12 protein-coding genes and 2 tRNA genes are annotated in these 14,656 nt (G+C 65.6%); 6 read left to right on the forward strand and 8 right to left on the reverse strand.

All coding sequences use genetic code 11. The annotated features are described in order from the left end of the window. Positions 1-3 precede the first annotated feature (3 nt). The 5 genes from WNB94_RS04390 to WNB94_RS04410 all read left to right on the forward strand — a co-directional run bounded on the left by WNB94_RS04390 (position 4) and on the right by WNB94_RS04410 (position 3,536). Positions 4-867 (forward strand): uroporphyrinogen-III synthase, encoded by an 864-nt coding sequence (locus WNB94_RS04390; RefSeq protein WP_341388651.1) that lies wholly within the window; start codon positions 4-6, stop codon positions 865-867. Continuing rightward, a complete protein-coding gene (locus WNB94_RS04395; RefSeq protein WP_341388652.1) occupies positions 864-1,997 on the forward strand; it encodes a uroporphyrinogen-III C-methyltransferase in 1,134 nt (377 codons plus the stop codon). Before WNB94_RS04390 ends, WNB94_RS04395 begins: the two co-directional genes overlap by 4 nt. 14 nt (positions 1,998-2,011) lie before the next feature. After that, positions 2,012-3,286: a heme biosynthesis HemY N-terminal domain-containing protein gene (locus WNB94_RS04400; protein WP_341388653.1), complete on the forward strand. Its 1,275-nt coding sequence runs from the start codon at positions 2,012-2,014 to the stop codon at positions 3,284-3,286. A 31-nt stretch (positions 3,287-3,317) separates the two neighbouring features. Beyond that, positions 3,318-3,394, forward strand: a tRNA-Arg gene (locus tag WNB94_RS04405). Between the two features lie 65 nt (positions 3,395-3,459). Next, positions 3,460-3,536, forward strand: a tRNA-Arg gene (locus tag WNB94_RS04410). A 6-nt stretch (positions 3,537-3,542) separates the two neighbouring features. Here WNB94_RS04410 and WNB94_RS04415 read toward each other — a convergent pair. From WNB94_RS04415 to WNB94_RS04430, 4 genes are read right to left on the reverse strand one after another with little or no spacing between them, the layout of a single operon-like run. After that, entirely contained in the window at positions 3,543-6,293 is a 2,751-nt protein-coding gene (locus WNB94_RS04415; protein WP_341388654.1) for a PAS domain S-box protein, read from the reverse strand. Positions 6,294-6,298: 5 nt separating this feature from the next. Continuing rightward, on the reverse strand, positions 6,299-6,676 hold the full coding sequence (locus tag WNB94_RS04420; RefSeq protein WP_341388655.1) for a response regulator transcription factor: 378 nt from the start codon (positions 6,674-6,676) through the stop codon (positions 6,299-6,301). After that, the gene (locus tag WNB94_RS04425) at positions 6,673-7,788 is read right to left on the reverse strand and encodes an ATP-binding protein (protein ID WP_341388656.1); all 1,116 of its coding nucleotides are present in this window, start codon (positions 7,786-7,788) and stop codon (positions 6,673-6,675) included. The genes WNB94_RS04420 and WNB94_RS04425 overlap by 4 nt, the downstream gene beginning before the upstream one ends. A 10-nt stretch (positions 7,789-7,798) precedes the next feature. Beyond that, positions 7,799-8,404: an excisionase family DNA-binding protein gene (locus WNB94_RS04430; protein WP_341388657.1), complete on the reverse strand. Its 606-nt coding sequence runs from the start codon at positions 8,402-8,404 to the stop codon at positions 7,799-7,801. Positions 8,405-8,624: 220 nt separating this feature from the next. On the opposite strand from WNB94_RS04430, the gene greB reads away from it, so the two are divergent. Beyond that, positions 8,625-9,191 (forward strand): transcription elongation factor GreB, encoded by a 567-nt coding sequence (greB, locus tag WNB94_RS04435; protein WP_341388658.1) that lies wholly within the window; start codon positions 8,625-8,627, stop codon positions 9,189-9,191. Between the two features lie 2 nt (positions 9,192-9,193). Here the strand turns inward: greB and WNB94_RS04440 are convergent, their stop codons facing one another. The 4 genes from WNB94_RS04440 to WNB94_RS04455 form a co-directional block, all read right to left on the reverse strand. Next, positions 9,194-11,398 carry a RelA/SpoT family protein gene (locus WNB94_RS04440; RefSeq protein ID WP_341388660.1) on the reverse strand — a complete coding sequence of 735 codons (2,205 nt, stop codon included), beginning with the start codon at positions 11,396-11,398 and terminating at the stop codon, positions 9,194-9,196. A 150-nt stretch (positions 11,399-11,548) separates the two neighbouring features. Further along, positions 11,549-11,752 carry a DNA-directed RNA polymerase subunit omega gene (gene rpoZ / locus WNB94_RS04445; protein ID WP_341388662.1) on the reverse strand — a complete coding sequence of 68 codons (204 nt, stop codon included), beginning with the start codon at positions 11,750-11,752 and terminating at the stop codon, positions 11,549-11,551. Between the two features lie 28 nt (positions 11,753-11,780). Further along, a complete protein-coding gene (gene gmk, locus WNB94_RS04450) occupies positions 11,781-12,401 on the reverse strand; it encodes a guanylate kinase (RefSeq protein ID WP_341388663.1) in 621 nt (206 codons plus the stop codon). A gap of 87 nt (positions 12,402-12,488) precedes the next feature. Next, the gene (locus tag WNB94_RS04455; RefSeq protein WP_341388665.1) at positions 12,489-14,636 is read right to left on the reverse strand and encodes a hypothetical protein; all 2,148 of its coding nucleotides are present in this window, start codon (positions 14,634-14,636) and stop codon (positions 12,489-12,491) included. Positions 14,637-14,656 lie beyond the last annotated feature (20 nt).

Here is a 14,656-nt window from a genome sequence, read left to right on the forward strand (position 1 = left end):
ATCGTGCACGCTGCCCCCTCATTCTTGTTGGTCACGCGCCCGCAGCCTCAGGCGGATGCGTGGGTTGATCAGTTGCGGCAGCACGGCGTTCAGGCGCTGGCGCTGCCATTGATCAGCACCACACCACCAGCGAACCCGAGCGCCGTTCAAGCCCTGTGGCACACGCTGCACACCGTGCGGCTGGTGATGTTTGTCAGCCCGGCGGCTGTGCAGCAATTTTTCGATGCGCGCCCCCCCGGTCTGAGCTGGCCGGCCCACACCCTGGCTGCGGCACCGGGCCCTGGTACCGCCAGCCAGTTGCTGCTGCTGGGTGCACCAGCAGGACTGCACACCGCCCAAGTGCTCAGCCCCGCCGCAGACGCCGAACAATTTGACTCTGAACACCTGTGGCCCGTGATGCAGCACCTGGCCTGGGCTGGCCAGCAGGTGGTGATCGCCAGTGGCGGGCAGGGCGAGCAAGCCCGGGGACGACAGTGGCTGGCGCAGCGGTGGCGGGAGCACGGGGCGACCGTGCGCGCACTGGTGTGCTACCAACGGGGCGCAGCCTCCTGGTCCGCCGCTGAACGCGCGCTGGCGGTCACGGCCTTGCACCAGCCCGATCGCCACCTGTGGATGTTCAGCGCCTCGGAAGCCATCGACCTGCTGTTGCGCCACCACCTGCCCCGCCTGTCCGACGAGCTCCCGCAGCCAGCACACACACTGAGCCACCTGCAGGCCTTGTGCACCCATCCTCGCGTGGCACATCAGGCCCAGCAGGCCGGTGTGAGCCGCTGCTGGACCTGCAAGCCCACGCTGCCTGCGGTGCTGGCGCAATGGCGCATCATCCAGGCGGGCGGGCCGACGCCCGATACAATCGTTTCACCGTGACCGAGCCCACCGCCCCCGCCCCCATCACCGCGAACGCCACCGACGCTGGCGCCCGCTCCGCGCCCCGCTGGATGGCGCCGACGCTGGTTGGCGCCGCACTGCTGAGCGCCGTCAGCGCCTGGACCGCCTGGCAAACACACCACCGCACCCAGACGCTGGAACAAGAACTGGTGCGTCGCCAGCAAGACAGCCAGGCTGAGGTGCTGGAAGCCAAGGTGGCCGCCCGTCAGGCCCAGGAGTTGTCACGCGATGCGGCGGCCCGCGCCTCTTTGCTGGAGGCGCGAGTGGCCGAAGTGGCCCTGCAGCGCAGCCAGGTGGAAGAGCTCATCCGTTCGGTCAACCTCTCGCGAGACGAAAGCGTCGTGGCAGAGATCGAGGCGGCCCTGCGCGTGGCCAGTCAGCAAACCACGCTGACGGGCAGTGCCGAGCCCATGATCCTGGCACTGACATCGGCGCAAGAACGGCTGGATCGGGTGCAACTGCCCGGCCTGGAAAACGTCAAGCGCGCGGTGGGCAAAGACCTTGACCGCCTCAGAGGCACGCGGGTGGCCGATCTGGCCGTGTTGAGCGGCCGCCTGGATGACGCCATCCGCTTGATCGACGAGGTGCCGCTGCTCAACACGCCCTCGGACACGCGGGCTGCCGCCAGCGCGCCCCCCGGTCGCAGCGCCCAGCCCCGCACCCAGGAGCAGGCCACGCCAGGCGATGCTGCGGCCAGCAGCACGCCAACAGCCCCTTCTGACGGCACCTGGTCAGACCAGGCGTGGCAGTGGTCTCGCCAATGGGCGCGGGCGGCCTGGCATGAAACGCGTGGCCTGATCCGGCTCAGCCGCATCGAGCACCCCGAAAGCATGCTCGTGGCCCCTGAAGAAAGCTTCTTTCTGCGCGAAAACCTCAAACTCCGGCTGCTCAATGCCAGGCTGGCCTTACTCAGCAGGCAAACACCCACGGCGCTCAACGACCTGCGGCAGGTTCAGAGCACCTTGCCCCGGTACTTCGACATGCGCTCTGGCAAGGCCCAGCGCCTGACTCAGCTGATCCAGGACACCAGCACCCAAGCCCAGAAAACGGCCGTACCTCGCCCTGACGACACGCTGGCCGCACTGGCTGCGGTTGGCGGCCTGCGCTGACGGAGATCACCCTCATGCGTGCCGTGATCTGGTTGATTTTCCTCGCCGCCCTGGCGGTGGTGGCGGCCACGGTGCTGGGCCACAACGATGGCGTGGTCAGCATCCACTGGCTGGGCTGGCGCGCCGACATTTCGTTCAACCTGTTCCTGCTCCTGCTGGCCGTGGCGTTTGTGGCCACCTACTCGCTCATCCAGGGGCTGGACGGCCTGTTCAACCTGCCGGACAAGGCGCGACGCTGGAGACTCAATCAGCGCGACCGGCAGGCCCAATCGGCGCTGCGCGATGGCTTGGCCTTGTACATGGCGGGCCGGTACACCCGCGCGCACAAAGCCTGCCAGCGTGCCATCGCCATCCAGGCCGACACGCCCGAGCTCAAACTGGACCCCGAATTCACCGCCCTGGCCCACATGCTGTCGGCGGGCAGCCTGCACCGGCTGCAAGACCGCACCAGGCGCGATGACCACCTGCAGCGGGCCATCGAGCTGGGGCGCCTGACCAAAGGCACCCGAGCCGCAGAAGAAGGCGCGCGCCTGCTGGCGGCAGAGTGCGCGCTGGACGACCGGGATGCCGAGCGGGCCCTGCGCGATCTGGCCGACTTGCCGCCAGGCGTGTCTCGGCGCACGCAGGCCCTGAGGCTGAAGTTGCAAGCCTCGCGACTGGCCAGACAGCCCATGGAAGCCCTGCGAACCGCCCGCCTGCTGGCCAAGCACCAAGGCTTCACCTTGGGAGCGGCCGAAGGCCTGCTGCGCACGCTCGCGCTGGACGCCCTGAACGACGCGCGGGACGTTGATCAGCTTCGGGCCCGATGGCACGAACTCGATCACCAGGATCGGCAAGACGCGCTGGTCACCGCCCATGCTGCGGTGCGCATGGCCCGCCTTGGTCAGGCCGACGAAGCCCGTCAATGGCTGGCCCCCTGGTGGGACAAGCTGGACAAGGTGTCAGGCGAGGCGGTGGACGCCCTGGCCGATGCCCTGGCCGAATCACGCACCGGCCTGGAAAGCCACTGGCTGCCCCGGCTGGATGCGGCCCACACCCTGGCGCTGCGCCACCCCAGGCTGGCGCTCAGCGTGGGCCTGGCCCTGATGGAGCGCCAGCTGTGGGGCAAGGCGCGCACCCTGTTGATGTCGGCGGTTCACCACGATGGGCTGGCGCCTCAGGCCCGGCGCCAGGCATGGGCTGCGCTCGGACGGCTGGCGGAACAAAACCAGCAGGTCGACGAGGCCGCACGGTGCTACCGTCAGGCCGCCACCGTGTCCGACACACGTCATTCCGCGCACGACCACTGAATTCGTGCTATAGTCTTGGTCTTCTGTCGTTGCGGCTGTAGCTCAGTTGGATAGAGTACTTGGCTACGAACCAAGGGGTCGTGGGTTCGAATCCTGCCAGCCGCACCAGATCATTTCGGAGATGCATCGACACACCGGCCACCGTGCTGTGGTGATCGACATCACCAAGGTATGCGGCTGTAGCTCAGTTGGATAGAGTACTTGGCTACGAACCAAGGGGTCGTGGGTTCGAATCCTGCCAGCCGCACCAACCATGTCAAGCCGCAGTCTCCGGACTGCGGCTTTTTATTTGGGCATCGCCGGCGTGTTCGTGGTCATCTCCAGCGGGCGAGCCTGGCTCTGCCCCCGCCTGCGCTGGCAGCCACAAGGTCACCGTGGTGCCCACCTCGAACGCACTCAGCACCGTCACCTGGCCGCCGTGCAACTCGATGATCTCCTTGACGATCGTCATGCCCAGCCCGGTGCCTGGGATGTTGCCCGACGTGTCGGCGCGGTAGAAGCGCTCGAACAAACGCTCTTGTTGCTCAGGCGTCATGCCGATGCCGTGGTCGGTCACGCGGATGCCCACCTGATCACGCTGCTCATGCAGGCGCCACACCAGGTCCAGCTCGATGTCGCCACCCTCGGGCGAGTATTTGTAGGCATTCGACAGCACGTTGGTCAAGGCCAGCGACAGCTTTTCAGCATCGGCATCCACCCACACGGCTTCGCCGGGTAACTCGCAGCGCACCTTTCGCGGATCGTTGTGCACCAACAGACTGTCCAGCACCGAGGCGACCAGTGGCTGAAGGTGCTGACGCGCCCGCTTGAAATCCTTGCCTTGCCGCGACTCGATGCGGGCCAGGTCCAACAGCTCGTTGACCAGGTTGATGAGCACCGACGCTTGCCGATGGATGGTGCCCAGCATGTCGGCACGGCGCTCATCTGAGAAGCTGCGCTTGAGCAACAGCTCGGTGAAACCGAAGATGCTCACCATGGGCGTGCGCAGTTCGTGCGCGGCCATTGCCAGGAACTCGCTCTTCATGCGGTCCACCTCCAGCTCGTGGGTGATGTCCCGGAAGTACATCACCGTCTCGCTGTCTTGCCCGCCCTGCCGCACGATGCGCACCAGGGTGCGGGGCTTGGGCGTGTGCAGCTGCAAAACACTGCGCTGCATGCCTGCCGGGTCATCGCCCTCATCGCGGGCACCCAGCATGCCTCCGGCTTTGACGGCCGATGACTCGACCGACTCGGAGCGCGTCCACAGCAGCTCGTCGAAGGCCTCGCCGCTGAGCCCCACGAGATCGGCCGCCAGCAAGCCCGTCATGCGCTCAAACGATGGATTGACGATGCTGACCTCACCGCGCTTGTCGAGCACGACAAAGCCGTCGGGACTGAGCTCGAAAACCGCATTGAGCCGCTCGGTTCGTAACTGCAGCACCTGCTCGGCGGCCATGCGCTCGGTGATGTCCTTTTGCACCCCCACGTAGTGGGTGACCTGCCCGTCGGCATTGCTCACGGGCGACAGCGCCAGCTCGTTGTAAAAAAGGCTGCCGTCCTTGCGGAAGTTGCGCAGCACCACATGACAGGCCTCGCCGCGGGCGATCGCCTGCCTCATGACCTCCACGGCGGGCTGCTCATGCTCGGGGCCTTGCAAGAGGCGGCAGTTCATGCCCAGCACCTCGTGGCCTTCGTAACCCGTGATGCGCTCGAACGCCGGGTTGGCATAAATGATGGGCTGGTTGGGCAGGGTCATGGACGAGATCACCACACCTTCGGCCGACGAGGCGATCGCGCGATCGCGCAAGAGCAACTCCTGCTCGGCCCACTTGGCGTCCGTGGTGTCGCGCACGATGAAGGTGATGATCCACTCACCCTCGAGCTCGGCCCGACTGGCCGACACGGTGACCGGAAACGCGGTGCCTTCGTTGCGTCGGCCAAAGGCCTCGTAGCCGATCACCCGGTTGGAAAATCCATGCTGATCGAACCATGATTGCAAGGGCGCCTCGCCCAAGACCGGCAGCACCTCGGCCAGCCCGTGGCCCATCATGGCCTCTGGCGGGCGCCCGAAAATGCTGGAACAGGCCTGATTGCACCACTGCACCACACCATGGGCGTCGGTCATCACGATCGCATCCGGGGCGGCATCCATGACGACCTGGTTGCGCGATTGCGTGCGCTGCAGGGCGGAGTTCATTTCCCGCGCCATCTCCCGAGCGCGGCGCCGGGTGGAGATCAACAGCAAGTACACGTGCAGACCGGCGGCGGTGAACAGCAGGCCTGCGGTGGCCGCCACGGCCACCCCGGCCCACGTGGACACGGCACCCATCCAATCGCGCGGGGCATAGCGTCCCGTGATCTGCAAGGGCAATTGGCGCCCTGCCAGGCTCACGTTCAAGGTGATGGCCTGATCGGTGACCGAGTCGCTGCCCTGGTCGCCGTTCAGCAGAAAACGCCCGGCGATCTGCCAGGCGCTGTCAGCGCGAGACGGTGGCCACAAGGCCGAGGCCTTGATCGACCACACCAGCCATTCGCCCTCTTTGCCTGGCACGGGCGCAGCCAGTGCGCCGATCACGTCAGACGATCTGACCACCGTGGGGCAAAAGCGCGTTTGCTCGCCAGCCTGTTGTCTGGCCAGGCACTGCAGCAACAAGGAATGCGATTGGCGTGCCGACGCCTGATGGACCACCAGTCGGATCACATCGTCGGGCAGCCATGCCAGCTCGGCCTGGGTGCCACCGCCCATCCAGCTCAGGGCGCTCATCTGATGCAACTGCAGCAGCCGGTGGGACAAGCGATCCTGCACCTGCGCCTGCACCGACCGTGCTTCAGCACGGAAGGCCTGACCTTGCCGGTACCGCTCGGCCCACCAGACGGCCCCCGTCATCAGTGCCGTGAGCAAGACGCCCAGCACCACGATGGCCGACACCACCTGCCCCATCGGCATGCGGCCTGTGAAGCGCTCCAGGCGCCCCATCAGTCGCAGCACCTGCTCGGGCACGTCCTCGAGAGGCTGGCGGTCGGCCATGGGCGTCAGGCAGCCTCAGCTGCAATGGACTCAACGCGCTCGATCAACTCCAGCGGACTGAAGGGCTTGACCAGGTAGGCATCGGCGCCTGCCGCCTCTCCCGCCGCGATGTCGGTCACCTGCCCTCTGGCGGTCAGCATGACCACCCGGATCTTGCTGAGCTCGGGGTCGGCCTTGATGCGACTGCACACCTGGTAGCCGTCCAGCAAGCCAGGCATCATCACGTCCAGCAGCATCACGGTCGGCTTGATGGCGCGGGCCATGTTCAACCCCGTCTCGCCATCGTGGGCCTCATGGATTTCAAAGTCACCGAACTCGAGGGTCATGCGGATCAGCTTGCAGATGTCAGGCTGGTCCTCCACGATCAGAATGCGATGGGTCATGATTCACTCCTGTCGGCCCCGCTGGGGGCCACGCGCTTGCTCATGCTGCGTGCCATGAGCTGTGCCATGTCTCGGGCGTATCGCTGAGCCTGCTCAACCGACAACTGGGCATCCTGGCTGGCGGGCGCACCAGCCGGTATTTCCAGCACGAAATCCACGGCATCAAACTCGTCTTCGATGCGTACCGTGCCGCCGTGCTGGGCCACGATGCGCTCACTCAGGGCCAGGCCGATGCTGGTGCGCTCATCGGTGGTGCGGGCAGAGTCGCCAACACCAAACGGCACGAAGGCGCTGCGCCGCTCGTGGTTGGAGACGAACAGGCCTTGGTTGCGCGCCCGCACGATCACGCGCGTGCCCACCGCCTGCACCGACAACTCGATCAGGCCGCCAGGCCGCGCACTGCGGATGGATTGCTCCAGATACTCGGCCACGGCGATCGACAGCCAATGCCTGCTGCCATAGACGACGGGCAGCTCGGCGTCCAGGCCCTGCGTGGCCACGGTGATGTTGCGGCCTTTGGCCTGCCCGATCACGTTGGCCAGTGCCTCTTGCAGCAACTCATTGACCAGGATGCGTTCATCGCGCTGAATGGCGCTTTCACCAAACACCGCCACCAGGTCTCTCAGTTTGCCCAGCTTGACCGACAGGGCGCGGGCGTCCTTGGTCAGCCATTCCACGTCCTGCGGCGTGGGTTGTCGAACCACGCGCTCCATGTCGGGCAGGCGCCTGGCCAGCTGTTCAATGGGCGCGGCCATCTCCGCCTCGATGTAGCCGATCAGGTTTTCAAGGGCCTGCGAATACCAGCGCTCTTCAGAGACGTTGTTGAGCACCACCATCAGGTCCTGCCCGACCGGCGCAGGAATCAGCACGGCACGGATGGTGTCCGGGTGAGCTTCCTGCGTGGTCAGCTCGAACGAAAACGGCAGGTTCAACATGCCCTGCCCTGCCGCCTTGACCGTGCGCTCTGCCACCGGGTCCATCATCGCCTGACCCAACATGACCGGCGTCATTTGCACGGCCGCCTTGTTGGCGTAGCGAACGGCGCCATTGCGCTGCACCCACACGATGCCGCTTTTCACCTGGTCAAACAGCAACTTGAAGGCTTCGTTCATGCGATTCTCCTCAGGACACCCGCTGCCCCAACAGCAATCGACCGACTCGAACGGCCACAGCCTCGGCCGAGACCGGCCAGGGCATCATCTCCACGGAGGGGGGCAGGCCCCCTCGGCGGGCCACTTCGTGCTCGTTTTGGGGTGTCAGCACCAGCACGCGAAGACCGGTCAGGTTCTCGCACCGCTCCAGGGTGCGGAGCATGGCCACGCCATCCATGCCGGGCAGGTCCAGGTGGGTGATGAGCAGGTCGGGCGCCTGCTGGCCGATCTGCAGCAAGGCCAGGTAGCCTGTTTCTGCAAAGCGCAAGTTCACCGCCCCGCCAAAGGGCGACAAGGCCTGCTCGCACTGCACCTGCCAGTTGGCGTCGTCGGCCACCAGCAGCACGTCCATGGCGGCATGGGTGTCGGCCGGCGGCGGCTCGGCCACCATGCCGCCCATGGCCGCAGGATCGCCGCCCAGCCCGGTGCTCAGTGCCAGCGCTTCCACGGCGTTGTAGGGAATCCGGCGGTGCCCACCGGGCGTGCGCGCGGCCGGCAGGATGTCTGCCTCCACCCACAACTGCACGGTTCTGAGCGACACCCCCAGGCGTTGAGCCGCCTCACGGGTAGTCAGCATGCGGGACCCTGGGCCCAGAGGGATCACACGAGACATGGCCAACATCTCCTACTGCCTGATACAACCAACCACATGACTGGGTTATCGGCAGGTATTTCATTTTTGCGAGATACCACCATCCCTGTGTGACCAGATTCGGTGCAAAAATTGGTGCAGGCGTGAACTTGTCCCGCTTTCCTGGCCAGTCACCATGCCCTCGGGAATTGGGCACAATCCGTCCATGAGCAAGGCCTTCACCAAGGAAAACGAGCACGACGACGACGATGAGGGCGCGGGACTGCCGCCCTTGCCTGCCGGTGGCAAAAACTACATGACCCCGGATGGCTACCATCGCCTGCGCACCGAGTTGCTCCACCTCATCGATGTGGAGCGCCCCAAGGTGGTCGATATCGTGAGTTGGGCGGCCTCCAACGGTGACCGCTCTGAAAACGGCGACTACCTTTACGGCAAGAAGCGTCTGCGCGAGATCGACCGGCGCATCCGCTACCTCACCAAACGGCTGGACGTGGCCGAGGTGGTGGACCCCAGCCTGCACCATGGCAATGACCAGGTGTTCTTCGGGGCCACCGTCACCTACGAAAACCAGCAGGGCGAGCAACGGACCATCACCATCAAGGGCATCGACGAGGTCGACAACTTGCGTGGCGAGGTGAGCTGGGTGTCACCGATTGCGCGCGCACTGCTGCGGGCGCGCGAGGGCGATGAGGTCAGCCTGATGACCCCCGGCGGACTGGACCGGCTGGAAGTCCTGGCCGTGCGTTACCCACCGCGACCGGTGGGGCACTGAGCTCAGGCGCAGGCGCGCTCCACGCGCAGAACCACGGCGCAGCGCTTGAGCATGCGCATCACCTCGGCCAGGTGCAGTCGGTCCCGCACCGACACCGTCAGGCGCAACTCGGCGGTTTCGCCCAAGCGTTCATTGCCCATCTCGATGTGGGTGATGTCGGTTTCGGCGCGGCTCACGGCGGCAGCCACCTGGGCCAACACGCCCTTGCCGTTGTTCACAAGAATGCGCAGCACCGTCTCGAACAGGCGGGTGGGCTCTTCGGACCAGCTCACCTCGATCCAGCGATCCGGGTCGCGCTCGAACAGGCGTTGCCCCACGCCACAGGTGTGGCGGTGCACCACCAGGCCCTCGCCACGGCCCAGGTAACCGGCAATGTGATCGCCCGGCACTGGCGTGCAGCACGCCGCCAGTTGCACGGTGGCGCCCTCGCTGCCATCGAGCACCACGGCACCTTGCGTGGGTGCGTCGTCAGAGAATCGGCCCAGGGTCAGGGTGAGTGCGTCAGGGCGCTCGCCAGACTCGGCCATGAACTGCGCCAGCCGTTTGGCCACCATCGTGGCGATCTTTCGGCCCAGCCCGATGTCCACCAGCAGTTCGTCGCGCGTGCGATTGCCACCCCAGCGAACCAGCGATTGCCACAGCGCACCGTCGCGGCCAGGGCTGTCTTCGGCGCCCGCCGGCAAGGCCATGCCCTCGGCGCGCAAGGCCTGGCTCAGCAGCTTGAGGCCCAGGGCCAGCGACTCCTCGGTCTCCATGTTCTTGAGATAGCTGCGGATCTTCGAGCGCGCCCGTCCGGTACGCACGAAATTCAGCCAGTTGGGATTGGGGCGGGCACTGGCGGCCGTCACGATCTCGACCACGTCACCACTGCGCAACTCGGTGCGCAGGGGCGCGGGCTCGCCGTTGACCTTCGCCGAGACGCAGCGATCGCCCACGCCCGAGTGGATGGCGTAGGCAAAATCCACCGGCGTGGCGCCTTTGGGCAAGGCCACGATGCGCGACTTGGGCGTCAGGACATACACCGACTCCGGGAACAGGTCGATCTTGAGGTGCTCCAGAAACTCGGCTGAGTCTCGGGTTTCCTGCTGAATGTCGATCAGCGACTGCAGCCACACGGCCCCTTCCTGAGGCGAGGTGCCGGGCTCGGAGTGGTCGTTCTCCTTGTACATCCAGTGGGCGGCAATGCCCTTTTCGGCCACCGCGTGCATGGCCTGCGAACGGATCTGAAACTCGACGGCCGTGCCCACCGGGTTCACCAAGGTGGTGTGCAGGGACTGGTAGCCATTGGCTTTCGGGATGGCGATGTAATCCTTGAAGCGTCCGGGCAAGGGCTTGTAGAGCTGGTGCAGCACGCCCAGCGCACGGTAGCAGTCCAGCAACTCTTGCGTGACGATGCGAAAACCGAAGATGTCGCTGACCTGGGCAAAGCTCAGGTTCTTTTCAACCATCTTGTGATAAATCGAGTAGATGGTTTTTTCGCGACCGTACACCTCGACCTGCATGTCGGCGGCGCCAAAAGCCTTCTCGACCTCGGTCTGGATGCGTTCGACCAGGTCACGCCGGTTGCCGCGGGTTTTTTTCACCGCCTTGGCCAGCACCCCGTAGCGCCAGGGCTTGATGTACTGGAAGGACAGCTCCTGCAGCTCGCGGTAGGTCTGGTTCAGGCCCAGCCGGTGGGCGATGGGCACATAGATGTCGAGGGTCTCGCGGGCGATGCGGGCCTGTTTGTGCGCGGCCATGGCGTCCATGGTGCGCATGTTGTGCAAGCGATCGGCCAGCTTGATGAGGATGACTCGCACATCGCGCGCCATGGCCAGCAGCATCTTGCGAAACGACTCGGCCTGAGACTCTTCCTTGGTCGAGAACTGCAGCTTGTCCAGCTTGGTCAGTCCATCGACGATCTCGGCGGTGGGCGCCCCGAATCGCTCGATCAGCTCGATCTTGGTGACGCCACAGTCTTCCATGGCGTCGTGCATGAGCGCGGCCATGATGGCCTGGGCATCGAGCTTCCAGTCGGCGCACAGACCCGCCACCGCGATCGGGTGGGTGATGTAGGGCTCGCCACTGGCGCGAAACTGCCCCAGGTGAGCCTCGTCTGCAAAACGATAGGCATCGCGGACACGGCGGATGTCCGCCTCGTCCATGTAATCGAGCTTGTGGGTCAGGGCAGCAAAGGACGCCGCCGCCGCATCGGTCACCAGGGTCATGTAGACACTTTACCGCGACTGCCATGCCCTCGTCATGGCATGGATCGTTCAAACAAATGGCAAAGGCCCGTCACTGACGGGCCTTGGGCAGCAAACCAGTTGGAGGCGGGACGCGCGCTCAGGCGCGCACCGGGCTCCGCGAGCCGTGGCTCAGGTCGGCACCTTGCGCAGCATCTCGGTGCCCACGTGGCCACCAGCGATCTCGCGCAGGGCCGTCACGCTGGGCTTGTTGCGGGTTTCGATCTTGGGAGCGTGGCCTTGGCTCAGCATGCGGGCGCGGTAAGTGGCACACAGCACCAGCTGGAAGCGGTTGGGGATCTTCTGCAGGCAGTCTTCAACGGTGATACGGGCCATGAAACGCTCCGAAAGGGTCAGGATGGGATCAGCACAGGTCAAGGGCACGGAACACCGCCGCCTTGTTTCTCAGCTGAGCAGCGTATTTTAACCGCTGCGAGTGAACAATGGCTTTCAAATCGAACAAAGCCGACTCAAACAGGGCATTGACCACCACAAAATCAAAAAATCGGGCCTGGGCCACTTCGATGCGCGCATTGCGCATGCGGGTTTCGATCACCTCCGGGCTGTCTTCGCCACGGCGGTTCAGGCGCTGCAACAGCTCTTCATAACTGGGCGGCAAGATGAAGATGAGCACGGCGTTGGGAAAGATCTTCTTGATCTGCAAGGCCCCCTGCCAGTCGATCTCCAGCACCACATCCTCGCCGCGCTGCATGCGCTCCTCGATGGCCTTGCGCGACGTGCCGTAGCAGTTGCCATGCACCTCGGCGTGCTCGAAAAACTCGCCGCGATCGATCATGGACTGGAAATCGTCCTTGCCGACAAACCAGTACTCGCGGCCATGTTGCTCCTGTCCCCGGGGGGGGCGGGTGGTGTGCGAGATGCTGACTTGCAGCCGCGAGTCCAGTTCGAGCAAGGCCTTGACCAGGCTGGACTTGCCCGTGCCACTGGGCGCCGAAACGACGAACAGGTTCCCAGGGTGATCCATGTCTGCCACCTCCGTGGACGGGTGTTGAGAAGTCGTATCGGCGTTCATGCGGGCGTTTTGAATCAAAAAAAGCGCGAAGCGCGGAATTTAACCCATCAAGTTTCCGGACCACCAGGCCCAGGCCAGCCCGCCGGCCACCACGGACACCAGCAGCACGTAGCGCTTCCACGGGGTGCGCTGGTCGGCGAACGGGTCAACCACCGAGCGCTCGGCCCCTTCGGGCAGTTCGGCACGCTGGGTCAGCGCCGTGCCGAAGGCGATGTTGATGCGCGCGCGGGTGTTCACGGCCCAGCCATTGGCGTCCAGGATGGGGCCGAGGTTGCGCTTGCGCAGCTTGAAATACGCCATCAGCATCGACGGGCCGGAGATCAGGGCGATCAGGCCCAGCAGGGCCAGCGGCATTTGCCAGGCCTGCAAGCCCAGAAAGCCCGTGACGAGCGCTGCCAGGGCTGTGCCAATGGCGCCGATGGCCAGGCCCACCGCGGCAAAAATACCCGCGAACCGGGCGGCATCCACCGGGGCCGGGGCTGCAGCCGGGGCCCCCGCGGCCGGAGCGGTGGTCACCTTGTCGCCCGCCTTGGTGACCGCCTGGGTGGTGAAGTCGGTGGAGGCCTGGGCCTTCGAGGCGGTGAACTTCTCGATTTGCTCGCCAATCAGGCGGGCCACCTTGCGATAAGGCGTCCAGAACGCCTGGCGGATGCTGATCGGGTGGTCCACCACCTTGACGATGGTGGCGTCCCAGTCGCGCCCGTCCCGGTCGTAGAACACGCCATTGCGGCCCACCATCAACTGCTCGGAATCGCCCGCCGTGAAGGCGGCGGCGATGGTCATCTTCTCGCCTTTGCGAACGCAGTCACAGTAGGCCAGGAACGCACCAGACAGCCCCGCCAGGGCAGCATGTCGGGCCGGGTCCAGCACCTTGACGGTCAGCTCGCAGCTGCGCCCGTCCATGTACAAGGTGCCTGCCTGGAAGGTGGCCTTGCCCTGGCGGGTGTAGAAATCCTTGAACGCCACGAAGTTGTTGCACAAGGCCGCCAGATCACGCACATAGCGCGTCAGGCGCTCCACGTCACCGATCAAGGCGGCCTCTTCGGCGGCCGCTTCGTCTTGCGCCACCTGTGCCAGCAGGGGCTCTTGCGCACCACCGTCGAGGGCGGCGTCCAGGGTCTCGACCGGCACATCGTGCAGCGGGGTGTCGGGCTGCGCGGCACGCCAGGCCCCGTAGGCCTCGAAACGCGACTGCAGCGCCGTCCATTCAGCCTCGGACAACTCGGCGCGCTCGCCCAAGATCGGCTGAACCACCCGATCACGCAAGGCCTGCACCGCCGGGGCCCATGCCGGGTTCAGCTGCTCGGTCAGCGGCAGGCTGGCGCCGCTGCGCACATAGGCCAAGGGCAAGGCGCCCACCTCACCATCCAGGGCCTGGGTGAGCAGTTGGGCACCGATGCGGCGCAAATCATCTTCGCTGCCATTGAGCAGCCCCGCGGCCCTGGGGTCAAACTCTGCCAGGCGACAGCGTCTGAAGTAATCGTCCACCTTATCCTTGACGGCGATGAGGGCCTCGTAGGCCGAGGCCTCTTGCCCATCCAGCCCTTCCACGGTGGCGCGACCATCCTGGCGCCAGGCGCGCAGTGCGGCGCCCTCGGCAAAGAAGCGCTCAATCAGGGCACGGTTGAGCCCTGGCTCGCCGCAGCGTTCGGGCACGGTGCCCAGGGTGCTGGCGATCAAGGCAAACACCCCTGCGGCCCGCTCGTCCAGCGCGGCGGCCGTGATCACGCCATCGCCGTTGCAAGGCATGCCGCTGAAGATGCGCCCGCTGTCGGCGGCGTCGGCCACACTGATGTGGGTGGCTTCGGGCTTGCCCAGACTGGCCAGGATGCGCTGGGCCGCAGCCCGCAGCCGCGCGCCCTCTTCGCTCTGCGCAGAGATGTCAGACAAGGCCAGCTCACCGCCTCGCATCAGCACATCTGGCGAGGTCAGCCGTGTGAATGCCCACGACAGGGCCGCCAGCAACTCTGGCGCACGCACGTGCCCATCCGCATCGGTGTCCACCAGCGCAAGGGTCGCACGGTCAAACTCGACACCCTTCGTGGGGCACGACAGCGCGACCCAGAGCTTTTGGTCCAGGTCGGCCAGGTGGGCCAGGTCAGCGCCGGTTTGCAGGTGGACCTGGTCAAAACCGCCAGCGCGGAAAAAGCGCCACTGGTGTGCAGAGCGTGCAGAAGAACTCGTCATGGTGGGGTGTTGGGCTGTGA

The organism is Aquabacterium sp. A3, assembly GCF_038069945.1.
Taxonomy (GTDB): domain Bacteria; phylum Pseudomonadota; class Gammaproteobacteria; order Burkholderiales; family Burkholderiaceae_C; genus Aquabacterium.